We start from the raw sequence: 21,409 nt of genomic DNA on the forward strand, positions 1-21,409 counted from the left end.
CTCCGGCTTCGGACCGTTTTCGTTTCACTGCCTCCATGCTCAATGCTCTGTGGCCACAGCACTGGACCCGCCAGCACCGCAGCAATGCGACGCTGGTCTCCGCCCTGCTGCTGATGGTGTTGGCGCTGGCCCTTCTGGGCCAGCTTCTTTCCTTTCTGCCTGACCCGATCGGACCGAACGCGCAGGCGTTCTCCGAGGGTGCGCGCACCACGCTGTGGCTCACCCTGGTGAGCGGCAGCGTGGGACTGGTGCTGGGCACCAGCGCCGCGCTGGCCCGCACCGCGCGCTGGATCGCCCTGCGCTGGGTGGCCGGGTTCTACATCTGGGTCATCCGCGGCACGCCACTGCTGGTGCAGATCCTCTTCGTGTACTTCGCGCTGCCGGTGCTGGTGCCGGGGCTGAACCTGCCCGACTTCGCCGCCGCCGTGGTGGCGCTGGGCCTGAACGTGGGCGCCTACAACGCGGAAGCCGTGCGCGCCGGGCTGCTGGCCGTGCCGCGCGGCCAGACCGAGGCGGCGCGGGCGCTGGGGCTGTCGCGCCTGCACGTGTTCTTCGACGTGGTGTTTCCGCAGGCGTTCAAGATCTCGCTGCCGCCGCTGGTGAGCAACTTCGTGGCACTGCTCAAGGACTCTTCCCTGGCCTACGCCATCGGCGTGGTGGAGCTGACCAACGTGGGCAACCGCATCCAGTCGGCGACCTTCCAGCCCATCGCGACGCTGTCCACCGTGGCCATCACGTACCTGCTGCTGACCACGCTGGTCACGCAGATCTCCAATGCCGTCGAGTACCGCTTCGACGTGGAAGGACGGGCGCAATGAGCCAGGCCACGCCCTACATCGTCGCCGACTGCGTTTGCAAGTCGTTCGGCGCGCACCAGGTGCTCAAGGAGGTGTCCACCGCCTTCAACACCGGCGAAGTGACGGTCATCATCGGCGCTTCGGGCTCGGGCAAGAGCACGCTGCTGCGGGCCATCAACCGCCTGGAGCCGCACGACAGCGGCCGCATCACCATCGGCGGCACCGAGGTGACCGACGACCCGCGCACGCTGCAAAAGCAGCGCAGCGAGGTCGGCATGGTGTTTCAGCAGTTCAACCTGTTCGGCCACATGAGCGTGCTGGACAACGTGACGCTGGCCCCCCGCCGCATCCACCGCACGCCGCGCGCCAAGGCCAACGAACAGGCCATGGCGCTGCTGCGGCGCGTGGGCATGCAGGACCATGCGCACAAGTACCCGTGGCAGCTGTCGGGCGGGCAGCAGCAGCGCGTGGCGATTGCCCGCGCGCTGGCCATGGCGCCCAAGGTGATGCTGTTCGACGAGCCCACCTCCGCCCTTGACCCCGAGATGGTGCAAGAGGTGCTGGACGTCATGCGCGAGCTGGCCCGTGGCGGCATGACCATGATCGTGGTAACGCACGAGATGGGCTTTGCCCGCGAGGTGGCCGACCGCGTGATGTTCTTCGACCAGGGCCGCATCGCGCACGACGCGCCGCCGGCCGAGTTCTTCGGCAATCCCGCCAGCGACCGCATCCGCGCATTCATCGGCCGCATGGGGGCGTGAAAGGCAAAAAGGAAAGGCTGCGGGCCGAGCCCCCGGCTTTCCTTTCATCGATCACCTCCGCCGCCATCACCGCTCTCCGTCTCTTCCTGCCCCGCGCGCTTCAGGTGTGCGGGCCCCGGCACCATGAAACCTGAACGCCTGGGCCTGTTGGCCCTGCTGGCCGTGACCCTGGTCTGGGGCACGACCTTTCCCTCCATGAAGCTGCTGTCGGCGCACCTTGATGCGTTGCAGCTCATCTGGCTGCGCTTTGCCATCGCCCTGCTGGTGCTCGGCCCGCTGTGGCGCGGCATGCGGGCGCCCGAGCGGCTTTGGGGCCTGGGCCTGGGCGTCGTGCTTTTCCTGGCGTTCTGGCTGCAGATCGAAGGGCTGGCGCGCACCAGCAGCAACCGCAATGCGTTCGTCACGGGCCTGAACGTGCTGGTGGTGCCGCTGCTGGCCATGGCCGTGCTGGGCCGGCGCTACGGCTGGCGGCTTTGGGCCGCCTGCGTGCTCGCGCTGGCCGGCATGGCGCTGATGTTCCACGAGAACGAGCCCTGGAACCTGGGCGATACGCTCACCTTCGCCAGCACGCTGTTCTATGCCATCTACATCCTGGCGCTGGAAGAGTGCGCGCGCCGCACGGCCGCGCAGCCGGTGCGCGCCACCCGCATGGCGGCCGCGCAGGCCACGGCCATGCTGGCTGCGTCCAGCGTGCTGATCGCGGTGCGCCATGGTGGCCTGGGCAGCACCTGGGCATCGCTCGCCACGCTGCCCGCTGCGTCGTGGGTGGCCCTGCTGTACCTCGGCCTGCTGGCCAGCGTGGTCGTGGTGACGCTGCAGGCCTGGGGCCAGCAGCGCGTGGACGCGATGCGCAGCGCCATCGTCTTCGGGCTGGAGCCGGTGTTCGCGGCGATCACGGCGTGGGTGCTGATCGACGAACGGATGGGCGTGGCCGGCATGGCCGGCGCGGCGCTGATCGTAGGGGCGCTGATCTTCAGCCAGTGGCAGCCCGCACGGCGCGCAGCAGGCCCGGGTGGATCAACGCCGGCGGGCTGAGCGGGCCCGGGGGCCGGCCTGGGTCAAGGCTCGATCAGCGGCACGTCCGCCGCACGCAGCGGTGTGCCGATGGGCGCGGAGGCCAGCCCCTTGCGCACCGCGGCCATGTCCTGCTCGTTCGGATAGTCGCCCTGCAGCCAGTAGTCGAACACGCGCCGCGCGATGGGCGCGGCATGCGCCGCGCCGAAGCCGGCGTTCTCCACGATCACCGCCAGCGCCAGGCGCGGGTTCTCGGCCGGGGCGAAGGCGGCGAACAGCGAGTGGTCGCGCTGGTGGTCCTCCAGCGCCTTGGCGTTGTACTTCACGTTCTGCCCCAGGCTCACCGCCTGCGCCGTGCCGGTCTTGCCGGCCGAGGTGTAGGGTGCGCCCGCGAACACACGCGTGCCGGTGCCGCCCTTGTTCACCGCGACGAGCGCGTTGCGCACGATCTCCACGTTTCTGGGTGAAAAACCCAGGTCCTGCCCGGGAGGCTGCTGCACCTCGGTGATCTGGCCCGTCACCGTGTCCTTGATGGCCTTGATGAGGTGCGGCCGGTAGCGCGTGCCGCCGTTGGCCAGCGTGGCCTCGGCCAGCGCCAGTTGCAGCATGGTGAAGTTGTTGTAGCCCTGGCCGATGCCCAGCGACACCGTCTCGCCCGAATACCAGCGCCGGGTTTCGGGACGCTTGTAGGTGTTGCGCTTCCATTCGGTGCTGGGCAGCACGCCGCGCACCTCGCCGTTGATGTCGATGCCGGTGGCCTGCCCGAAGCCGAGCGGCTTCATGAAGTCGTGGATGGTGTCCACGCCCATGTCCACGGCCAGCGAATAGAAATACGTGTTGCTGGAGAACTGGATGGCGCGGTGCATGTCCACGCCGCCCAGCCCGCCCTCGTGGCTGCGGAAGGTGTGGCCGCCGTAGGTGTAGAAGCCCGGGTCGTTGTACACCTGCGTGGGCGAGCGCTTGTTCAGCTGCAGCGCCCCCAGCGCCATGAAAGGCTTGTAGGTCGAGCCCGGCGGATACGTGCCGCGCAGCGCGCGGTTGAGCAGCGGCTTGTCGATCGATTCGTTGAGCGCCTGCCAGTTCTCGCTGTCGATGCCCTCCACGAACAGGTTGGGATCGAACGTGGGCTTGCTCACCAGCGCGACGACTTCGCCGTTGCGGGGGTCGATGGCCACGAGCGCGCCGCGCCGGTCGCCGAACATGTCCTCGATCATCTTTTGCAGCTTGATGTCGATGGACAGCATCACCGTGTTGCCGGGCGTGGCCGGATGGCTGGCCAGGCGCCGCACCGCGTGACCGCCGGCCGAGGTCTCCATGCGCTCCACGCCGGTCAGGCCGTGCAACGTGCTCTCGAAGCCCTGCTCCACGCCCAGCTTGCCGATGTGGTCGGTGCCCCGGTAGTTGGCGGCGTCTTCCGAGTCGTCGATGCGCTCCTTCTCGCGCTGGTTGATGCGGCCGATGTAGCCGATCGCATGGCTGCCCACTTCGCCCATGGGATAGCTTCGAAACAGCCGCGCCTTGATGTCCACGCCGGGAAAGCGGTATCGCTGCGCCGTGAAGCGCGCCACTTCCTGATCGGACAGGCGCGTGCGGATGGGCAGCGATTCGAAGTTGCGCGACTCGTCCATCAGCCGCTTGAAACGGCGGCGGTCGCGCGGGTGGATGTCCAGCACCTTGGACAGCTCGTCGATGGTGCCGTCCAGCGACTCCACCTTGGACGGCGTGATCTCCAGCGTATAGGCCGAATAGTTGGTGGCCAGCACCACGCCGTTGCGGTCCATGATGAGCCCGCGGTTCGGAACGATGGGCACCACGGCCGTGCGGTTGCTCTCGGCCTGTTCGGCCAGGTCGTCGTGGCGCACGACCTGCAGATACACCAGCCGCGCCACGACCAGGCACAGCGCCATCAGCACCACCAGCGCCACCACGAACACACGGGTGCGGAAACGCGAGGCATCGGCTTCGGTGTTGCGCAGTTCGGTCATGTCGGCAAAGAAACGGTCAGGTCGAAGGGCTGGCGGACATCCACGCTCACAGCGGGCGGTTCTCGTCGCGGTCGGGCGGGCGGCGCTGCGGCGCCAGCAGTATCCAACTGGCGAGCGGCCATAGCAAGGCCTCCAGGCCGGGCGCCACCAGCCCCTCGAACCCGGGAAGAATGCCGCCCGACACGATGCGGATCAGCAGCTCGATCGCATGCGCGGCGATGAACAGCGGAAGCACCTGCAGCGCCTGCGACAGCACGCTGAACCACAACAGGCGGCGATGGATGTACAGGGCACCATAAATCAGCGCGCAGTAGGCCAAGGCGTGCTGGCCGAGCAGGGCCGTCTGGTACACGTCCATGCACAAGCCCATGGCAAACGCCACGCCCATGCCCACGCGCTGCGGCTGGTGCACGCCCCAGAACACCAGCAGCACCATGACGAGGTCGGGCGTCCACACCACGCGCCCGAGCGGCAGCATGTTGAACGCCAGCGCCACCAGCAGGCTGGCGACGATGAAAAGGGGGCTGACCGGCAGCAGCAGTTGCTGCCCGCGGGGCATGATCATGCGGGCCTCCTGCAGCGGCGGGGCGGCATCGCAGCCAGGGCGATCCGCTGGCGGCGGAAGGAGCGGATCATCGGCGCGCTCCCTTGCGGGCCGGGGCCACCGGCGCGGGCGCCGGGCGCTCGGGCAGGTCGGCCGTCAACGGCTTGAGCACCATCACGTGGCGGGCACCGTTGACCTGCGCCAGCGGCGCGCAATAGATGCGCGCGAAGGCCGAATCGGCGCGCCGCTCAACCCGCACCACGCGGGCCACAGGCAGGCCAGGCGGGTACAGGCCGTCCACGCCGCTGGTGGTGAGCAGGTCGTTCTCCTGCACGTCGGCATTGCCGGGCATGAAGCGCAGCTCCATCCCGCCGCCGTGCGCGATCACCGGGTCGCCATAGGCCACGCTGCGTGCGCCCGTGCGCAGGTTCATCACGGGAATGGCCTGATCGCGGTCGATGAGCAGGGTGACCTCGCTCAGGAAAGGGTGCACGCGCGTCACCTGGCCGAGCATGCCGGACTCGTCCATCACCGGCGCGCCGAGTTCCACGCCGGCCGACTGTCCGCGATCGATCATCACGCGGCGGGTGTAGGGGTCGGCGGCGTCGTAGATCACCTGCGCGGCCTGCGCTGGCGTGGTCAGCCGCTCGCGCAGTTCCAGCAGTTTGCGCAGCCGCGCGTTCTCCTGCAAAAGCTGTTCGGCCTGGTTGGCGCGCTGCGACATCTGCGCCATGTTGCGCCGGGCGGTGTCGGCGTCGGCCTGGGCCACCTGCAGCGACTGGAAGTAACCCGCGCCGTGCGCGGCGAACTCCACCGGCTGCAGCATGGCCCACTGCAGGGGATACAGCGCCACGGCCACGGCCTTGCGCAGCGGATCGGTCACCTGGAACCGCGCGTCCGCCACCATCAGGAAAAGCGCCAGCGCGCTATAGAGGGCCAGGCGCGAACGCGGCGAGGGCCCTTGCTTGAAGAAGGACGGTGCGGACCGATCGAGCGTACCGAGAGGCATGGGGAGGCTGACCCGTCAATCAGGCGAAGTGCCGCGCCGCGTCAAGGAAGCAGAGAAAGAAGAACGAGAAGCAGCAGGCTGCCGATGCCGTAGGGCCTGCCCAGCGGACGGCACGCACGCAGGCGGCCATGCCCGGCGGGGCAAACGGTTGGCGGCCAGCGGTTCATCCATGTCTTCTCCCCGCCCCGGCTTCGCGCCAGGGGCCAGCCGTGTCACTCGCTCGTGAAGATGCTGCCCTGGCGGTCCATGCGCTCCAGCGCAATGCCGCACCCGCGCACGACGCAGGTCAGGGGGTCTTCGGCCACCAGCACCGGGAGGCCCGTTTCTTCGGCCAGCAGGCGGTCCAGGTCGCGCAGCAGGGCGCCGCCGCCGGTGAGCATCATGCCGCGCTCGGCGATGTCGGCCCCCAGTTCGGGAGGCGTCTGCTCCAGCGCGTTCTTGACGGCCGAAACGATCTGGTTCAAGGGGTCCGTCAGCGCTTCCAGCACTTCGTTGCTGGAGATGGTGAAGCTGCGCGGCACGCCCTCGCTGAGGTTGCGGCCCTTGACTTCCATCTCGCGCACTTCGGAGCCGGGGAAGGCCGAGCCGATGTTCTTCTTGATGGCTTCGGCCGTGGGCTCGCCGATCAGCATGCCGTAGTTGCGGCGGATGTAGCTGATGATGGCTTCGTCGAACTTGTCGCCACCCACGCGGACGCTGCCCTTGTAGACCATGCCGCCCAGCGAGATGACGCCCACTTCGGTGGTGCCGCCGCCGATGTCCACGACCATCGAGCCGGAGGCTTCGGAAACCGGCAGTCCGGCGCCGATGCCGGCGGCCATGGGCTCTTCGATCAGGTACACCGCCGTGGCGCCCGCGGCCTCGGCCGCGTCCTTGATGGCACGGCGTTCGACCTGGGTGGAGCCGCAGGGCACGCAGATGATGATGCGGGGGCTGGGGGTGAGCAGGGTGCGGGGATGCACCATCTTGATGAACTGCTTGATCATCTGCTCGGTGATCACGAAGTCCGCGATCACCCCGTCCTTCATCGGACGGATGGCTTCGATGTTGCCGGGCACCTTGCCCAGCATGGCCTTGGCTTCGCGGCCTACGGCCTGGATGACTTTCTTTCCGTGGGGACCGCCTTCGTGGCGGATGGCAACGACCGAGGGTTCATCGAGCACGATGCCCTTGTCGCGGGCAAAAATCAGGGTGTTGGCAGTGCCAAGGTCAATGGCAAGGTCGGTGGAGAAGTACCGACGGAAAGCTCCGAACATTCAAAAATCCTCTCAGGCACGGCATGCACGTCGGCCTGCCATCGCCGGGTGATATTAGGGGGTGTTTATTGGATTTTTTCGCACAATGACCGGCGGTTGGGAGGGTATTGCGGCAAAGCCGGGATAATACCGCATCCCCTGTGAATAACTCCCTCCGGCATGGCCCGGAATTCAGCTTTACATCCGGTTTCCCACCCCTCTTCCCCTATGGCACTGACACCCCAGGACATCGGCCGCATCGCCAATCTGGCACGGCTCGAATTGAGTTCGGACGACAGTGAGCGCATGCTCACGCAGATCAACGGTTTCTTCGGCATCGTCGAGAAGATGCGGGCTGTGGATACTACCGGCATCGCACCCCTCGCGCACCCGGTCGCCGCCGTCCAGGCCGTGCAGTTGCGGCTGCGCGAAGACATCGCCAGCGAACCCGATCAGCGCGAAGCCAACCAGCGCAGTGCGCCAGCCGTCGAAAACGGCTTGTTCCTCGTGCCCAAGGTGATCGAATAAGGGCGCCCCGATGACAACGAACTCCACCACCGCATTGCACGACCTGGGCGTGGCCGCACTGGCCACCGAGCTGCGAGAGCGCCGCGTCTCCGCCGTCGAAGCCGCCCGCCACTTCCTGGACCGTGCTGCCGCCCATCAGAACCTGGGCGCCTATGTCGCCGTGAACGAAGAAGCCACGCTGGCCCAGGCCCGCGCGCAGGATGCCGCCATCGCGGCCGGCACGGCCGGCCCGCTGGCCGGCGTGCCCATCGCCCACAAGGACATCTTCGTCACGCGCGACTTCCCCAGCACGGCCGGCTCCAAGATGCTGGCCGGCTACCAGTCGCCCTTCGACGCCACCGTGGTCGGCCAACTGGCCCGGGCCGGCGCCGTCACGCTGGGCAAGCTCAATTGCGATGAGTTCGCCATGGGCTCGGCCAACGAGAACTCCGCCGTCGCCCCCGTCGGCTTCGATGCCCCCGCGCCGGTGCGCAACCCCTGGGATGCCGCGCGCGTGCCGGGCGGCTCTTCGGGCGGCAGCGCCGTGGCAGTGGCCGCGCGCCTGGCACCAGCCGCCACCGGCACCGACACCGGCGGCTCCATCCGCCAGCCCGCATCGTTTTGCGGCATCACGGGCATCAAACCCACCTATGGCCGGGCTTCGCGCTACGGGATGATCGCCTTCGCTTCCAGCCTGGACCAGGCCGGCCCCATGGCCCGCTCGGCCGAGGACTGCGCCCTGCTGCTGTCGGCCATCTGCGGACCGGACCTGGACCGCGACTCCACATCGCTCGACCTGCCGGCAGAGGATTTCAGCCGCCAGTTGAACGACAGCATCGACGGCCTGCGCATCGGCGTTCCCGCCGAGTTCTTCGGCGAGGGCCTCGCCCCCGGCGTGCGCGCCGCAGTGGATGCCGCGCTTCAGGAATACGAAAAGCTCGGCGCCAAGCTGGTGCCCATCAGCCTGCCGCGCACCGAGTTGTCGATCCCCGTGTATTACGTGATCGCACCGGCAGAGGCCTCGTCCAACCTGTCGCGGTTCGACGGCGTGAAATTCGGCCACCGCGCCAGCGACTACACCGATCTGGTGGACATGTACAAGAAGACGCGGGCCGAAGGCTTCGGCGACGAGGTGAAGCGCCGCATCATGATCGGCACCTATGTGCTGTCGCACGGCTACTACGACGCCTATTACCTGCAGGCGCAAAAAATCCGCCGCATGATCGCCGACGATTTCCAGAATGCCTTCCAGGCGTGCGACGTGATCGCCGGCCCCGTGGCGCCGACGGTGGCGTGGAAGCTCGGCGAGCACGGCAACGATCCGCTGGCCGACTACCTGGCCGACATCTTCACCCTGCCCGCGTCGCTGGCCGGCCTGCCCGGCATGAGCGTGCCTGCCGGCTTCGGTGAAGACGGCATGCCCGTGGGCCTGCAACTGATCGGCAATTACTTCCAGGAAGCACGGCTGCTCAACGCCGCCCACCGCCTGCAGCAAGCCACCGATTTCCATACTGCCTTCCCGCAGTTCTGAGGACGCCCATGGAAGACTATGCAGATGCGGCATATCGGCATTTTGAAGACGCAAAGCTGTTGCATAGCCAATCCCCAGCGCGGCTAGCTAATGCTAGCCATCTGTATGGTTTTTCGTTTGAATGCGTACTCAAAACCATAATGAGCGGTGCCGCAAAAAATGGAGTCGCCAAAAAACACATGCCTGAGATCCTCGCAGAATTTCTAAATCATAGCGTCGTTAAAGGCAACTCAAGGTTGGCCGAAACTATACGTAGAACCTCATCTGGCGCATTTGATATGTGGCTAGTCTCGGAAAGATATTGGCACAGGCAATCCACTTGCTTCAATTCATCCCGCCTTACTGCAGAGCATGAATCAAGCCAAAAACTTCTCAACATTCTTGAGCATTGGAAGAGAGGTCGGATTTGACTCCAGATAAATATTTAAACTGGGATACCACTCTTTCGTCAGTAGTAAAAATACTAGACAAAAATCATGTTGAATTAAAGAAATTTGTTGGAGAACAGAAAATCATCCTTCTTCGAGACTGGAAGGGCCGTATTCACATAGGCTTTCCGAGTTCGCGAGAGAAGTTTTCCTCAGGCGATTTTCTGGAGTTGCTCGATCAAATTCATATTGAACTAGGCCCCTTAAGTCCTGCTTATACAAAAACCGCAGAGCCGCCACTCGAAAAAGACTATTTAATAGACGGAATTTCTTTCTTTCTTGAAGATTTATTTGATCCCAGTGATTTCTGGGGAAGCCCTTATTTGGTATCAATAAATAATGACTCTAGACTGCCGTTATTCTTGCTGGATCGCCAAGAGAAAGAAAATGATTGGCTAAGAGCCGAGAGCAAGCCTAACAATTTATCTACCATTCCTCGTGCTGTTTTTTTTGGAATTAAAGGTGGTGTTGGACGCAGTTCAGCATTGACAGCGCTAGCACTACATTTAGCCAACCAAGGCAAGCGAGTCCTAATCATCGATGCAGACTTTGAATCGCCTGGGGTTTCCTCAAGTTTGCTATCTCAAACAGCTAGGCCTGACTTTGGATTAGTAGATTGGTTCGCCGCTGAGTCGTTAGGCTGCGATGGCTTAGAAGAGTTAGCGGAACAACGAATCGCAGAGACCAGTCCGTTAAGTGAAAGAACAAACGGCAAAATAATTATCGCTCCTTCACACGGATTAAAAACAGAAGCCTATGTTGGGAAATTAGGTCGCATATACAGGACAACTGAAGAAGGCACTGGCTTTGCAGAGAGATTAAATCGAATTGTAGATTTGCTTGAGCAAGTACACTCTGCTGACGTTACATTATTTGATAGTCGAGCAGGCATAGACGATACAGCTGCCGCAGCGATTTCTCAGCTTGCCGCTCGAGTGTCATTTCTCTTTGCAGTCAACACTCAGCAAACATGGGATGCGTACGCCCTTTTGTTTAAACATCTGCAAAGACACCCGACAGCAAGAACCGAAAATGATTTTCGATTTAAGCTTCGATTTATTTCAGCACTAACACCAGAAGAAGTAGGATCGACAAAAGGTTATTTTGCCGATTTCAGGGAAGCAGCTTACACGACGTGCGCTGAGAATCTTTACGACAAAGACTCTTCAGAGATTTCTTTAGATACTTCAAAAAATTTGAATTTATTTAACCCAGCGTTCGATGACGAGGATACTCCACATTATCCCTCAAGGATAGTTTGGGACGAGGTATTGCGAGCCTTTGACCCTATAAAGGAGCCAGGTCAACTCGCGACAGCCGTCATCGCCAAAAGTTTTGGAGATTTTCTAGACAGAGCAGCAAAATTATTGGAGTAGCAGATGGCAACCGGGAATAACATTAATAACATAATCCGATGGCGGAGTGCTTTTTCGAAAGCGATGGGCGACTTGCGTCCTGATACTCCTCCAGAATCTTGGAAAGATGTATTTGTTCCACCGTCACATTACAAAGCTCTAACTCCTAAAACGATGCTGGTTGAAGGAATGCGAGGCGCAGGAAAATCCTTTTGGACAAAAGTTCTGCATGACCCGATGCTGAGGAAAGCTCTGTCTCACAGCAATACAGACATATGGTTGCGAGATGAATTGCAACAAATTTCTGATTGCAAAGCACTTCTATGGGACAAAACAAGTTCTCAAGACTTACCAAACCAGATTAGCGTATCTCGCTGGCTGAGCGAGCCAGACTTCGAACCGATGCTTTTTTGGGCAGCAGTAGTACTTGGACAATTTGAAATCGATCCACAGCTAGGAATGCCTACCGAAGACCCCTATGACCCCTGGAGTCAAAAAATTCAATGGGCACAGGAAAATCCAGAAAGAATAATACGAGCGCTGAAAGCTTTAGATAAGCAATTTACTGCTTCCAATCAGATTGTCTTGGTTGTTATAGATGGCTTGGACAGAGTTTCCAACCAATTCGCGCATACTCAGAATCTAATGCGAGGCTTATTTCAATTACTTTTAGAATTTAGATACGCCAAAGGTTTGCGGTTTAAGGTTTTTGTTCGCGAAGATATCATAAGCAACACGGGAGTCACTGTTTCCGATGCCTCAAAAATAATAAACGAAAAAGTCACCCTCGACTGGACTCAACAAGATTTATTTGGTTTGGCTTTTCATTTTATTGCACAAAAAGAGAGCTTGTTCCAAAGACGTTTTGCAGAAATATCTAAGACTACCGGAAAATTTACTGGCGAGAGATGGGAGCATCCTAATCTATTGAACAAAGAGACACAAGAAGATTTTTGGATTTGGCTTGCAGGCCCTTATATGGGTAATGCCGCAACAAAGGGGCACACATATTCCTGGATATTTAAGCATCTGGCGGATGGAAAAGGAAGAATTTCTCCAAGAACATTTTTGTTAGCAGTGAGCTACTCACTATCTGCAACTCAATCCAACTACTCAGGGCATGACCTGATTATTCATCACGAAGCGATTCGGGATGGGGTTCGCAAGGCTAGTGAGGCGCGAGTCGATGAGCTTGATAATGAATATTTTTGGGTCCGGAGAGCAATCGAAATCATTAAGACAAAGGGAAGAACTGTACCTATTGACTGGTCAGAACTTCGACAGATATGGCTCAGTCATAAAGCGATGGAAAATGACACCATATCTCTAATTGAAAAAGAGCAAAAAAATGCACTAATTCCTTGGCAAGCAGATAGTGACTGGGAAACAAAAGCAAATTCTCTGCGTGACACGATGAGTAGTATTGGAGTACTGCAGTTGAGGGAGCGCCAGGGTGTGTTAAGAATAGACTTGCCAGATATATTTCGCCTTGCTTACAAAGTCGGTCGCAACGGTGGTATTGCAGTTCACAAGAAGGCATGAGTATGGCTATTTCAGTCAGCCCCAAAAACAGATTAATCCACGGCTACGAGGTCGTCATCGGCTTCGAGACGCACACCCAGCTCGCGACGAAATCCAAGATCTTCAGCCGCGCGCCCACCGCCTTCGGTGCCGAACCCAATACGCAGGCCTGCGCGGTGGACCTGGCCCTGCCGGGCACCCTGCCCGTGATGAACCGCGAAGCCGTGGCCTGCGCTATCAAATTAGGACTGGCACTCGGCTCCACCATTGCGCCAGAGAGCGTTTTCGCCCGAAAGAACTACTTCTACCCCGACCTGCCCAAGGGCTACCAGATCAGCCAGTTCGAGATCCCCGTGGTGCAGGGTGGCGAGGTGTCTTTCTTCCTCGGTGACGAGAAGAAGACCGTGAAGCTGGTGCGTGCCCACCTGGAAGAAGACGCGGGCAAATCGCTGCACGAAGACTTCATCGGCCAAAGCGGCATCGACCTGAACCGCGCCGGCACGCCGCTGCTGGAGATCGTGACCGAGCCCGACATGCGCTCGTCCGAAGAGGCCGTGGCCTATGCCAAGGAACTGCACAAGATCGTGACGTGGATCGGCATCTGCGACGGCAACATGCAGGAGGGCTCGTTCCGCTGCGACGCCAACGTCTCCGTGCGCAAGCCCGGCCAGCCGCTGGGCACGCGCCGCGAGATCAAGAACCTGAACAGCTTCAAGTTCATGCAGCAGGCGATCGACTACGAAATCCGCTGGCAGATCGAGCAGATCGAGGACGGCCACGCGATCCAGCAGGCCACGGTGCTGTTCGATCCCGGCACGGGCGAGACGCGCGCCATGCGCACCAAGGAAGATGCCGCCGATTACCGCTACTTCCCCGACCCGGACCTGCCGCCGCTGCACATTGCGCAGCAGTGGGTGGACGAGCAACGTGCGCTGATGCCCGAGCTGCCCCGCAGCATGGCGGCCCGGTTCGTGGCCGACTACGGCCTGCCCGAGTACGACGCGACCACGCTCACCCAGTCGAAGGCGATGGCGGCGTATTTCGAGACAGCCGCGAAAGCCAGCCAGCAACCCAAGCTGGTCAGCAACTGGATCATGGGCGAGGTGTCACGGCGGGTGAATGCCGGCGAGATCGACATCGCATCAGCGCCGGTGAGCGCTGCCCAGCTGGCGCAACTGGTCGGCCGCATTGCCGATGGGACGGTCTCCAACAACGCCGCCCGGCAGGTGTTCGAGGCACTGTGGAGCGATGCGGCTGCGGGGGAGGTGGACGCGATCATCGAGGCCAAGGGGCTCAAGCAGATGAACGACAGCGGCGCGCTGGAGAAGATCATCGACGACGTGATCGCCGCCAACCCCGACAACGTGGCCCAGTTCCGTGCCGGCAAGGACAAGGCTTTCAACGCGCTCGTCGGCCAGGCGATGAAGGCCAGCAAGGGCAAGGCCAATCCGCAACAGGTGAACGACCTGCTGCGGGAGCGGCTGGCCGCGGCGTCCTGAACGCACTCGCCAGCCGGTAAAACCGGCAGCGCCGCCGCCCCTTGCAAGCTGCGATTTGCGCTCGGCGATCAGCCGGGGGCTGCGGTGCGAGGGCCGTGGAAGGTCACTGCAGGGGCACGGCAGACCGCTGGCTGGCCCACAGCACCTTGAGCTGTGCCAGCTCGGCATCGAACCGCTGGTGCACGCGGCGCTTTTCCTGCTCCTGGTTGGCAATGAAGCGCTGCTGCTCGGCCAGCGCTTCTTCCTGCTCGGCGATCTGGCGGCGCAGCAGCCCGGGCGCCTTGCTCGGATCGCGGCGGTAGAACTCCATTTCGGTATCGAGCGTCTTGCGCTGGCGCTGCAGTTCGGCCACGCGCTTTTCGGCAACGGCGGTCACCTCGTTGACCTGCTGGATGGCGGCCGCACGCTCGGCATCGTGCGAGGCCTGATCGGGATAGCGGGCCACCAGCACCCGCTCGCGGCGGCGTTCGTCGGCGGCCCGGGCGCGTTCTTCGGCTTCTTTGCGCCGCTGGGCTTCCAGCACCGCGCGCTCCTGGTCGGTGAGCGTCGGGCCCAGGCGCTGGCGCTCGGTGCCCGAGGGGCCCAGCACACGCTGCTCGCGGTCCACGCACTCGGCGATCGGGCGGTCCGCCGTCAGTCGCCGGCCTTGTGCATTCACGCAGGTGTAGATACCGCCGCTGGTCGAATACCCGCTCGGCTGCGCCCAGGCCTGCATGCCTGCCGGCCCCAAGAGGGCCGCCGCCAATCCGCCGATGCACCAGGCCATCTTGCTCAAACGAACTACCCCCCTTGCACTCCGTAGCGCTGGCGGTATGCCAGAACATGTTCATGGTGGGTATGCACTCCCGGCTCCCCACTCTCGGCCAGATACTGCAATAAATCTGCCAGCTTGGCGATGGTGCATACCTGCATGCCCAGATGGTCGCGCACGTACTGCACGGCGCTGTGCTCCACGTCCTGCCCGTTCTCGGTCGCCTTCTCCTGGCGGTCCAGGGCGATGGCCATGGCATGCGGCTCGGCACCGGCAGCGCGGATCAACGCGATCGACTCGCGCGCAGCCGTGCCGGCGGACATCACGTCGTCCACGATCAGCACGCGGCCGCGCAGCGGCGCGCCCACCAGCGTGCCGCCCTCGCCATGGTCCTTGGCTTCCTTGCGGTTGTAGGCAAAGGGCACATTGCGACCGTGCCGCGCCAGTTCCACGGCCACCGTGGCCGCCAGCGGAATGCCTTTGTACGCCGGCCCGAAGACCATGTCGAACTCGACACCGCTCGCCAGCAGGGCTTTTGCATAGAATTCGGCCAGCCTGCCCATCTTGGCGCCGTCGTCGAACAGCCCGGCGTTGAAGAAATACGGGCTCAAGCGGCCTGCCTTGGTCTTGAATTCGCCGAAGCGCAGCACCCCCGCTTCCACGGCGAATTTCACGAAATCCTGCGCCAGGCGGTCCTGTTCCACCGATTGCGCCTTGTCTGTCACCATGGATTCACCCCTTTTCAAATTAACGAGCCTCAACCTCAACGGCATCCGCTCCGCCGCATCCAAAGGAGTGGAAGCATGGATCGCCGCAACGCGGCCGGATTGTATTTGCGTGCAGGAGATCAAGGCGCAGTCGGCCGACATGCTGGGACGCTTCGAGCATCTGGCGGGCCTGAAAGGGCACTTTCACTTCGCGGCGAAAAAGGGCTATTCCGGCGTGGGCATCTATTCGCGCCATGAGCCCAGCGACGTCATCGTGGGCTACGGCTCCACCGAGTTCGATGCCGAAGGCCGGTACGTGGAAGCACGCTTCGACACGCCGGCGCGCAAGCTGTCGATCATCAGCGCGTATTTCCCGAGCGGCTCTTCGGGCGAAGAGCGCCAGCTCGCCAAGTTCCGGTTCCTGGAAGAGTTCCACCCCCACCTCATGCGCACCAAGGGCGAGCGCGAGTTCATCCTCTGCGGGGACATCAACATCGCTCACCAGGCCATCGATCTGAAGAACTGGCGCAGCAATCAGAAGAACAGCGGCTTTCTCCCCGAGGAGCGCGCCTGGATGACAAAGTTGTTGCACATAACTGATGAAGGCGGCGGGCTGATAGACGTTTACCGTCAGTTACAACCTGACGCCACGGACACGGCCTACACATGGTGGAGCAACCGGGGGCAGGCCTATGCGAACAACGTCGGATGGCGACTGGATTACCACCTGGCGACGCCCGGCATCGCTGCCCTGGCACGCAGCGAACACATCTACAAGACGGTGAAATTCTCGGATCACGCGCCGATCACGGTGGAGTACGACTTCACGCTGTAGGCAAGTGAATGGGCCGACACAGCGCCTGCCGGGTACAGCCCGCCGCCGCCCTCGTCAATCGGCCTGCAATGCGGGCACCATCGCCTGCAGCACCATCGCGCTGTCTACGACCTGCTCCATGCTGACGATCTTGCCGTCCCTGAGCCGGTACAGATGGGCGAAGCTGGCGCGCATGGATTTGCCGGTCTTCGCATAGGTGCCGGCGTACCCCCCGAAGGCCGCGACGCGGTCGCCGTCGACCAGGTAGGTATGCACCACCGCACGGTAGCCCACCCATTCGGTCGCCAGCCGCTTGAAGACGCCGGCGAAGATGGCCTCGGGGCCGGTGCCACGCAAGGCCGAGCCGCCCACTGGCGCGCCTGTGTGCCACACGCCATTGCCGGCGCGCAGCACGCCGCGCTTGCCGTTTTCGCCGGTGGTGTCCTCGTAGGACACGTCGCCCTCGATGGGATGGGTCAAGGTGGCAATGCCCGAGTGGGGATGCATTCCGAAGCCGCCCATGCCCGAGCCCCGTCGGAGGCGAAGAGGTCCAGGAACACGAAGGGCTTGAGCCATTCGCCCAGGTCGCCCGGGCTCATGAGCCGCGTGATCGGGCCGTGCGTGGTGCCACGGGTGCGGTGGACGATGGCGCGCGCCCGGGAAGCCGGTTCGGCCACGACCTGCGCGGGCGCGAGGGCGGTGTTCATGCAGCCTCCCGTGCCGTCTTCAGCGCATGGGCCCACCAGGCCATGTCGTCCAGCAGGCCCGTGGCCGACTGCGCCAGGTGCGGGAAGTCCTCGAAGCGCTTGCCCTGCTTCCAGACGCCCATGATCTCCACCATGCCGATGTGCATGGCATTGCGCACGGGTGCCATCTGCAGCTCGGTGGCGATCAGGCGCAACGGCTCCACGGCACGCGCCGCACCCACGCCGCCATAGCCCACAAAGCCGATGGGCTTGCGAATGAACTCCTTGTAGGCGTAGTCGAAGGCGTTCTTGAGCACGGCCGTGGGGCCGTGGTTGTATTCGGCAGCGACGACGATCAGTCCATCCAGCGTGGCCAGCTTGTCGGCCCAGCGTTGTGCGGCCTCGTTCTTCACCGGCACCCAGGCGGGTGACAGGGGCTCGTCGAAAAACGGCAGCGGGTGATCGCGCAGGTCGATCAACTCGAAGGCCAGGTCGCTGCGCTGGCTCGCGATGCCGTGAATCCACTGCGCGGGCTGGTCGCCGAAGCGGCCCTCGCGGGTGGACCCGATCAAGATGCCGATGCGGGGCGTTGAGGATGTCGTCATGGCTGGCTTCCTTCGAAATGGATGGAAAGAGAAATGCGCTTCAGGGGTGGAGAACCGGGTGCCATCGCTGGCCTTCAGGTCCATGGGGAGAAGATTAAGGGCGCCCCCATTAACCGACTATATGGACCAATGGGATTAGACTCATCCAAAAACAGAAGGTATCTGCCGCCACCATGCTTGACCTGAATGACATTGCCCTGTTCGTACACGTGGTGCGATGCGGCAGCTTTGCCGAGGCGGCGCGGCGCCTGGGCCTGCCAGCCAACACGGTGAGCCGGCGCGTGCAACAGCTCGAAGCCCGACTGGCGACGCGTCTGCTGCAGCGCTCCACCCGCAGGCTCACGCTCACCAGCGCGGGCGAGGCCTTTCATGGGCAATGCGCGGGCGCGGTCGATGGCCTGCTGGAAGCGGGGCAGGCGCTGGCGATCGGCCAGCAGGAGCCGTCAGGTCTGGTCCGCGTGGCCATGCCGGCCGATTTCTTCGACTTCTTTCCGGTGGAATGGGTGGCCGAATTCCTGGCCGCATACCCTCGGGTGCGGCTGGACTTCATCTTGAGCGATGCCCGCGCCGACCTGATCGCCGATCGCATCGACGTGGCGTTTCGTGGCGGCGAGGTAGGCAACCTGGGCTATGTGGGCCGCCAGCTCTTGCCTGTCCGTGGCGATGGCCTGATGGCCAGCCCCGCCTACCTGGCCGCGCATGGCGCCCCGGCCACTCTGGACGAGTTGTCACGCCACAGCTGCGTGATCGCAGGCCATCCGGGCGGGCGCACCCTCTGGCGCCTCACCGGACCCGACGGCAGCTCGCACGAGGTTTCGGTGACGGGTCGCTTCAGCGCCAACACCGCACAGGCGCTGCGCAAGGCCGCCGTGGCCGGTCTGGGCATTGCGCTGCTTCCATCGAGCGTTGCCCGACTGGATGCGCTCGCCAGGGTGCTCGTGCCCGTGCTGCCCGGCTACCAGCGCAAAGGCCTGGGCCTGACGGTGCTGTACCCGAGCCGGCGGAACCTGCCGCCAGCGGTGTCTGCCTTCATCTCTTTGGTGGCGGACAAGCTCGGCGAGATCGATGTGCTGCAGAACACTGCCTCATGAATCGCGCACGGGCGCTGGTTCTATCGAACTGGAAGGTGGACACGGTTTCGCGCTCTGACCCGATACCGAGAGATGCCGGCGATTTCTCGCCAGCCAGGCAAGCCCCGCCGCAATCATTGCGAGTGGAACCAGCGAGCCCAGGTTCAGCAGGCTCCAGCCCTTCGTGGTGACCAACGCACCGGACGCAAACGAAGTGACCGCCATCACGGCGAACAGCAGAAAATTGATGGCCGCCTGCGCGCGGTTGCGCTCCTGCGGCGCATAGGCAGAGAGCGACAGCGTCGTGCTGCCGGTGAAGAGAAAATTCCAGCCCACGCCCAGCAGAAGCAGAGCCACAGTGAAGTGGTGCAGCTCGACACCGGACAGCGCGATGGCGACGCACAGCACGTTCAAGCCGACGCCCACGCCCATGACAGGCAGCGGGCCGAAGCGCCGGATCAGATGGCCCGTGAAGAACCCCGGCGCGAACATGCCGATCACATGCCATTGCAGCACGAAGGCCGCATCGGAAAAGGGCAGCCCGCATTGCTGCATCGCCAGCGGCGTGGCCGCCATCAGCAGATTCATCACGCCATAGCTCAAAGCCCCGCCACAGGCCGCGATGAGGAACACGGGCTGGCGCATGAGTTGCGCCACGCTGCGGCCACCGCTCGTTGCGGCCTGGCCCGTCACGGGTGGAAAGCGCATGCAGGCCAGCAATCCCGCCGCCAGCAGCGCGACGCCGGCCAGGGCCAGGTAGGCACCGGCAAAGGGCACGGCAGCCAGGTCCCGGGTGTGCGCAGCCAGATTCGGCCCGATCACGGCGCCGATCAGCCCGCCGGCCATGACGTAAGACACGGCTTTCTCTCGCGCTGATGGGGCGGACAGCTCCGCCGATGTGAATCGGTACAACTGGCCGTTGGCCGAGTAGTAGCCGGCCAGCATCGTGGCGGCGCACAGCAGCCAGAAGTTGCGCGTGTAGGCCGCGACGGCGCACAGCAGCGCCGAACCGAAAGCGACCGCCAGACCCAGAAAAAAGCCGGCTTTTCGCCCGTAGCGGCCTTGGACCCAGGCAACTGGCCCGGTGAAGACGGCCCCCCCGACCACATAGCCCATCACGGGCAAGGTCGCCATCCAGCCAAGGGGCGCCAGCGCCAGGCCGACCAGCCCGTTGATGGCGATGAAGGTGACGTTGTTCGTCAGGAAAAGGCCTTGCAGGGCCGTCAGCAGCCAAAGGTTTCGGTTCACGGTGTCTCCATCATCCGTTGCACGCCGCGGCGCGCGGCATCGATCGCGCCGGCGGGGTCGCCGGGAAATCCGAAGGTCCATTACAGCAGGGCAAGGCGGGCTCTCCCGCGGATGCTCTGCTGCGCCACCGGCATGGGGGAGTGCTGCGCCAGCAAATGCAGATGCGCCTTGACCCTGGAGTATGCCGATGAGGGCGTGGCCGCGCTGGCTTGCTCGGCCGTGTCGGTGTGGCCGACACCCATGGTGCGCAGCAACGCCTGCCTGCCTGCCAGCAGCGGTGGCCAGATCGGTCGTGAAATCCGTGGCCAGGCCGGTGGAGGGCAGATGATGGCGAGCCACGGTGCGCGACGACCTCGCCGCAGGACGCATCGAACGCCCCGGGCTTGGTGCGGTAGGCTTGGGGCATCGCCATGCGCTGCATCGCGCGGATCGGGATGCGTTCGGTCTAACGACGCAAGCCCATGCAGGCGCCCATGCAGGCGCTTTTCCCAGCTTCAATCATGCTTCACTACTACACGCGCCCTGTCACCGCATTTCAGCAAAATTGCTCCATCGTGTGGTGCGACGCGACCCGGCACGCCACACTGATTGATCCGGGAGGAGACCTGGACAAGCTGCTGGGAGGCATTCAACACAGGGGACTTTCGCTCCAACAGATCTGGCTGACCCACGCACACATTGATCACGCAGGCGGCGCGGGAGAACTCTCCCGGACACTGAACCTGCCCATCGTGGGGCCGCATCCAGGAGACCAGTTCTGGATCGACGGCTTGCCGCAGCAAAGTGCGATGTTCGGGTTTCCGCCGGCAGAAGCTTTTACGCCCACACGATGGCTGCACGATGGCGACACCGTGCAGATCGGCCAGGAGACGCTGACCGTTCGACACTGTCCTGGGCACACCCCGGGCCATGTGGTGTTTCATGCGCCCCAGATCCAGCGCGCATTCGTGGGCGACGTCCTGTTTGCAGGCAGCATCGGCCGCACCGACTTTCCACAAGGCAACCACCAGCAACTCATCGACAGCATCACGCAGCGACTGTGGCCGATGGGAGATGAGACCATCTTTATTCCGGGACATGGCCCGGAGAGCAGTTTTGCACGCGAGCGGAAAAGCAACCCTTACGTCGGTGGAACCTGAACGACTCGTCGGGCGGCGCCCCGCCGAAGGCAGTGGCGACAAAAGCATTTCCAGTGCCGATTGCAGCATTTGCTTCTATTGATCCGGCATAAATCATCTTGAAATAAAGGAATGCGCCATCATGTGCTGATGATGCAAGCAACAGACATGAGATCGTTGTCGCGCGAAGCGCGGCATGAGAGGCGCGTGCAGGTGATCCGCCT

The 21,409-nt window shown here is 63.0% G+C and carries 23 protein-coding genes; 12 read left to right on the forward strand and 11 right to left on the reverse strand.

All coding sequences use genetic code 11. The annotated features are described in order from the left end of the window. Positions 1 to 35: 35 nt before the first annotated feature. The 3 genes from AVHM3334_RS08475 (at position 36) to AVHM3334_RS08485 (ending at position 2,593) form a co-directional block, all read left to right on the forward strand. Positions 36 to 818 carry an amino acid ABC transporter permease gene (locus tag AVHM3334_RS08475; protein WP_284411344.1) on the forward strand — a complete coding sequence of 261 codons (783 nt, stop codon included), beginning with the start codon at positions 36 to 38 and terminating at the stop codon, positions 816 to 818. Then, on the forward strand, positions 815 to 1,558 hold the full coding sequence (locus AVHM3334_RS08480) for an amino acid ABC transporter ATP-binding protein (protein WP_284411346.1): 744 nt from the start codon (positions 815 to 817) through the stop codon (positions 1,556 to 1,558). Before AVHM3334_RS08475 ends, AVHM3334_RS08480 begins: the two co-directional genes overlap by 4 nt. 123 nt (positions 1,559 to 1,681) lie before the next feature. Then, positions 1,682 to 2,593 (forward strand): DMT family transporter, encoded by a 912-nt coding sequence (locus tag AVHM3334_RS08485; protein ID WP_284411348.1) that lies wholly within the window; start codon positions 1,682 to 1,684, stop codon positions 2,591 to 2,593. Between the two features lie 23 nt (positions 2,594 to 2,616). On the opposite strand, the gene mrdA is transcribed toward AVHM3334_RS08485, so the two are convergent. The 4 genes from mrdA to AVHM3334_RS08505 form a co-directional block, all read right to left on the reverse strand. Next, complete coding sequence (gene mrdA / locus AVHM3334_RS08490) at positions 2,617 to 4,557, reverse strand: penicillin-binding protein 2 (protein ID WP_284411350.1); 1,941 nt, start codon at positions 4,555 to 4,557, stop codon at positions 2,617 to 2,619. Between the two features lie 46 nt (positions 4,558 to 4,603). Then, positions 4,604 to 5,122 (reverse strand): rod shape-determining protein MreD, encoded by a 519-nt coding sequence (gene mreD, locus AVHM3334_RS08495; RefSeq protein ID WP_284411352.1) that lies wholly within the window; start codon positions 5,120 to 5,122, stop codon positions 4,604 to 4,606. Between the two features lie 67 nt (positions 5,123 to 5,189). Next, positions 5,190 to 6,110, reverse strand: coding sequence for a rod shape-determining protein MreC (gene mreC / locus AVHM3334_RS08500; RefSeq protein ID WP_284411354.1), 921 nt, complete (start codon positions 6,108 to 6,110; stop codon positions 5,190 to 5,192). Positions 6,111 to 6,322: 212 nt separating this feature from the next. Next, positions 6,323 to 7,366 (reverse strand): rod shape-determining protein, encoded by a 1,044-nt coding sequence (locus tag AVHM3334_RS08505; RefSeq protein WP_092745880.1) that lies wholly within the window; start codon positions 7,364 to 7,366, stop codon positions 6,323 to 6,325. A 207-nt stretch (positions 7,367 to 7,573) separates the two neighbouring features. Here AVHM3334_RS08505 and gatC point away from each other — a divergent pair, with 207 nt between their 5' ends. The 6 genes from gatC to gatB are packed head-to-tail and all read left to right on the forward strand — an operon-like array spanning position 7,574 to position 14,186. Further along, on the forward strand, positions 7,574 to 7,873 hold the full coding sequence (gatC, locus tag AVHM3334_RS08510; protein WP_284411356.1) for an Asp-tRNA(Asn)/Glu-tRNA(Gln) amidotransferase subunit GatC: 300 nt from the start codon (positions 7,574 to 7,576) through the stop codon (positions 7,871 to 7,873). A gap of 10 nt (positions 7,874 to 7,883) precedes the next feature. Next, a complete protein-coding gene (gene gatA / locus AVHM3334_RS08515) occupies positions 7,884 to 9,383 on the forward strand; it encodes an Asp-tRNA(Asn)/Glu-tRNA(Gln) amidotransferase subunit GatA (RefSeq protein ID WP_284411358.1) in 1,500 nt (499 codons plus the stop codon). Between the two features lie 8 nt (positions 9,384 to 9,391). Continuing rightward, positions 9,392 to 9,793 carry a hypothetical protein gene (locus AVHM3334_RS08520; protein WP_284411360.1) on the forward strand — a complete coding sequence of 134 codons (402 nt, stop codon included), beginning with the start codon at positions 9,392 to 9,394 and terminating at the stop codon, positions 9,791 to 9,793. Continuing rightward, the gene (locus tag AVHM3334_RS08525; RefSeq protein ID WP_284411361.1) at positions 9,790 to 11,187 is read left to right on the forward strand and encodes a KGGVGR-motif variant AAA ATPase; all 1,398 of its coding nucleotides are present in this window, start codon (positions 9,790 to 9,792) and stop codon (positions 11,185 to 11,187) included. Before AVHM3334_RS08520 ends, AVHM3334_RS08525 begins: the two co-directional genes overlap by 4 nt. 3 nt (positions 11,188 to 11,190) lie before the next feature. Continuing rightward, complete coding sequence (locus AVHM3334_RS08530) at positions 11,191 to 12,708, forward strand: hypothetical protein (protein WP_284411363.1); 1,518 nt, start codon at positions 11,191 to 11,193, stop codon at positions 12,706 to 12,708. A 2-nt stretch (positions 12,709 to 12,710) separates the two neighbouring features. Then, positions 12,711 to 14,186 carry an Asp-tRNA(Asn)/Glu-tRNA(Gln) amidotransferase subunit GatB gene (gatB, locus tag AVHM3334_RS08535; RefSeq protein ID WP_284411365.1) on the forward strand — a complete coding sequence of 492 codons (1,476 nt, stop codon included), beginning with the start codon at positions 12,711 to 12,713 and terminating at the stop codon, positions 14,184 to 14,186. Between the two features lie 103 nt (positions 14,187 to 14,289). On the opposite strand, the gene AVHM3334_RS08540 is transcribed toward gatB, so the two are convergent. Beyond that, complete coding sequence (locus AVHM3334_RS08540) at positions 14,290 to 14,952, reverse strand: DUF4124 domain-containing protein (RefSeq protein ID WP_502869881.1); 663 nt, start codon at positions 14,950 to 14,952, stop codon at positions 14,290 to 14,292. A 14-nt stretch (positions 14,953 to 14,966) separates the two neighbouring features. After that, a complete protein-coding gene (pyrE, locus tag AVHM3334_RS08545; RefSeq protein ID WP_284411367.1) occupies positions 14,967 to 15,665 on the reverse strand; it encodes an orotate phosphoribosyltransferase in 699 nt (232 codons plus the stop codon). Here pyrE and AVHM3334_RS08550 point away from each other — a divergent pair. After that, a complete protein-coding gene (locus tag AVHM3334_RS08550; RefSeq protein WP_284411369.1) occupies positions 15,664 to 16,479 on the forward strand; it encodes an exodeoxyribonuclease III in 816 nt (271 codons plus the stop codon). The genes pyrE and AVHM3334_RS08550 overlap by 2 nt on opposite strands. Positions 16,480 to 16,533: 54 nt before the next feature. Here AVHM3334_RS08550 and AVHM3334_RS08555 read toward each other — a convergent pair whose 3' ends face one another. From AVHM3334_RS08555 to AVHM3334_RS08565, 3 genes are read right to left on the reverse strand one after another with little or no spacing between them, the layout of a single operon-like run. Further along, positions 16,534 to 16,938, reverse strand: a complete 405-nt coding sequence (locus tag AVHM3334_RS08555) for a nuclear transport factor 2 family protein (RefSeq protein ID WP_284411371.1) — start codon at positions 16,936 to 16,938, stop codon at positions 16,534 to 16,536. Further along, entirely contained in the window at positions 16,935 to 17,165 is a 231-nt protein-coding gene (locus tag AVHM3334_RS08560) for a hypothetical protein (protein ID WP_284411373.1), read from the reverse strand. Before AVHM3334_RS08560 ends, AVHM3334_RS08555 begins: the two co-directional genes overlap by 4 nt. Then, positions 17,162 to 17,749 carry an NADPH-dependent FMN reductase gene (locus AVHM3334_RS08565; protein WP_284411375.1) on the reverse strand — a complete coding sequence of 196 codons (588 nt, stop codon included), beginning with the start codon at positions 17,747 to 17,749 and terminating at the stop codon, positions 17,162 to 17,164. The genes AVHM3334_RS08560 and AVHM3334_RS08565 overlap by 4 nt, the downstream gene beginning before the upstream one ends. A 173-nt stretch (positions 17,750 to 17,922) precedes the next feature. Between AVHM3334_RS08565 and AVHM3334_RS08570 the strand changes: the two genes are divergently transcribed. Next, positions 17,923 to 18,840 carry a LysR family transcriptional regulator gene (locus AVHM3334_RS08570; RefSeq protein WP_284411377.1) on the forward strand — a complete coding sequence of 306 codons (918 nt, stop codon included), beginning with the start codon at positions 17,923 to 17,925 and terminating at the stop codon, positions 18,838 to 18,840. Here the strand turns inward: AVHM3334_RS08570 and AVHM3334_RS08575 are convergent. Together AVHM3334_RS08575 and AVHM3334_RS08580 are read right to left on the reverse strand one after the other, a co-directional pair. Beyond that, on the reverse strand, positions 18,835 to 20,067 hold the full coding sequence (locus tag AVHM3334_RS08575; RefSeq protein WP_284411379.1) for an MFS transporter: 1,233 nt from the start codon (positions 20,065 to 20,067) through the stop codon (positions 18,835 to 18,837). The genes AVHM3334_RS08570 and AVHM3334_RS08575 overlap by 6 nt on opposite strands. 80 nt (positions 20,068 to 20,147) lie before the next feature. Next, positions 20,148 to 20,309: a hypothetical protein gene (locus AVHM3334_RS08580; protein WP_284411381.1), complete on the reverse strand. Its 162-nt coding sequence runs from the start codon at positions 20,307 to 20,309 to the stop codon at positions 20,148 to 20,150. A 258-nt stretch (positions 20,310 to 20,567) separates the two neighbouring features. Here AVHM3334_RS08580 and AVHM3334_RS08585 point away from each other — a divergent pair, with 258 nt between their 5' ends. Continuing rightward, positions 20,568 to 21,206, forward strand: coding sequence for an MBL fold metallo-hydrolase (locus tag AVHM3334_RS08585; RefSeq protein WP_284411388.1), 639 nt, complete (start codon positions 20,568 to 20,570; stop codon positions 21,204 to 21,206). Positions 21,207 to 21,409: the final 203 nt, after the last annotated feature.

It is taken from the genome of Acidovorax sp. SUPP3334 (assembly GCF_030159055.1).
Classification (GTDB): Bacteria; Pseudomonadota; Gammaproteobacteria; order Burkholderiales; family Burkholderiaceae_C; genus Paracidovorax.

Excerpts from the sequence above, each read along its gene's own strand:
- AVHM3334_RS08475 (WP_284411344.1), top strand. The coding sequence starts at position 36 with ATGCTCAATGCTCTGTGGCCACAGCACTGGACCCGCCAGCACCGCAGC.
- AVHM3334_RS08480 (WP_284411346.1), top strand. The coding sequence starts at position 815 with ATGAGCCAGGCCACGCCCTACATCGTCGCCGACTGCGTTTGCAAGTCG.
- AVHM3334_RS08485 (WP_284411348.1), top strand. The coding sequence starts at position 1,682 with ATGAAACCTGAACGCCTGGGCCTGTTGGCCCTGCTGGCCGTGACCCTG.
- mrdA (WP_284411350.1), bottom strand. The coding sequence starts at position 4,557 with ATGACCGAACTGCGCAACACCGAAGCCGATGCCTCGCGTTTCCGCACC.
- mreD (WP_284411352.1), bottom strand. The coding sequence starts at position 5,122 with ATGATCATGCCCCGCGGGCAGCAACTGCTGCTGCCGGTCAGCCCCCTT.
- mreC (WP_284411354.1), bottom strand. The coding sequence starts at position 6,110 with ATGCCTCTCGGTACGCTCGATCGGTCCGCACCGTCCTTCTTCAAGCAA.
- AVHM3334_RS08505 (WP_092745880.1), bottom strand. The coding sequence starts at position 7,366 with ATGTTCGGAGCTTTCCGTCGGTACTTCTCCACCGACCTTGCCATTGAC.
- gatC (WP_284411356.1), top strand. The coding sequence starts at position 7,574 with ATGGCACTGACACCCCAGGACATCGGCCGCATCGCCAATCTGGCACGG.
- gatA (WP_284411358.1), top strand. The coding sequence starts at position 7,884 with ATGACAACGAACTCCACCACCGCATTGCACGACCTGGGCGTGGCCGCA.
- AVHM3334_RS08520 (WP_284411360.1), top strand. The coding sequence starts at position 9,392 with ATGGAAGACTATGCAGATGCGGCATATCGGCATTTTGAAGACGCAAAG.
- AVHM3334_RS08530 (WP_284411363.1), top strand. The coding sequence starts at position 11,191 with ATGGCAACCGGGAATAACATTAATAACATAATCCGATGGCGGAGTGCT.
- gatB (WP_284411365.1), top strand. The coding sequence starts at position 12,711 with ATGGCTATTTCAGTCAGCCCCAAAAACAGATTAATCCACGGCTACGAG.
- AVHM3334_RS08540 (WP_502869881.1), bottom strand. The coding sequence starts at position 14,952 with ATGGCCTGGTGCATCGGCGGATTGGCGGCGGCCCTCTTGGGGCCGGCA.
- AVHM3334_RS08550 (WP_284411369.1), top strand. The coding sequence starts at position 15,664 with ATGGATTCACCCCTTTTCAAATTAACGAGCCTCAACCTCAACGGCATC.
- pyrE (WP_284411367.1), bottom strand. The coding sequence starts at position 15,665 with ATGGTGACAGACAAGGCGCAATCGGTGGAACAGGACCGCCTGGCGCAG.
- AVHM3334_RS08560 (WP_284411373.1), bottom strand. The coding sequence starts at position 17,165 with ATGAACACCGCCCTCGCGCCCGCGCAGGTCGTGGCCGAACCGGCTTCC.
- AVHM3334_RS08565 (WP_284411375.1), bottom strand. The coding sequence starts at position 17,749 with ATGACGACATCCTCAACGCCCCGCATCGGCATCTTGATCGGGTCCACC.
- AVHM3334_RS08570 (WP_284411377.1), top strand. The coding sequence starts at position 17,923 with ATGCTTGACCTGAATGACATTGCCCTGTTCGTACACGTGGTGCGATGC.
- AVHM3334_RS08580 (WP_284411381.1), bottom strand. The coding sequence starts at position 20,309 with ATGGGTGTCGGCCACACCGACACGGCCGAGCAAGCCAGCGCGGCCACG.
- AVHM3334_RS08585 (WP_284411388.1), top strand. The coding sequence starts at position 20,568 with ATGCTTCACTACTACACGCGCCCTGTCACCGCATTTCAGCAAAATTGC.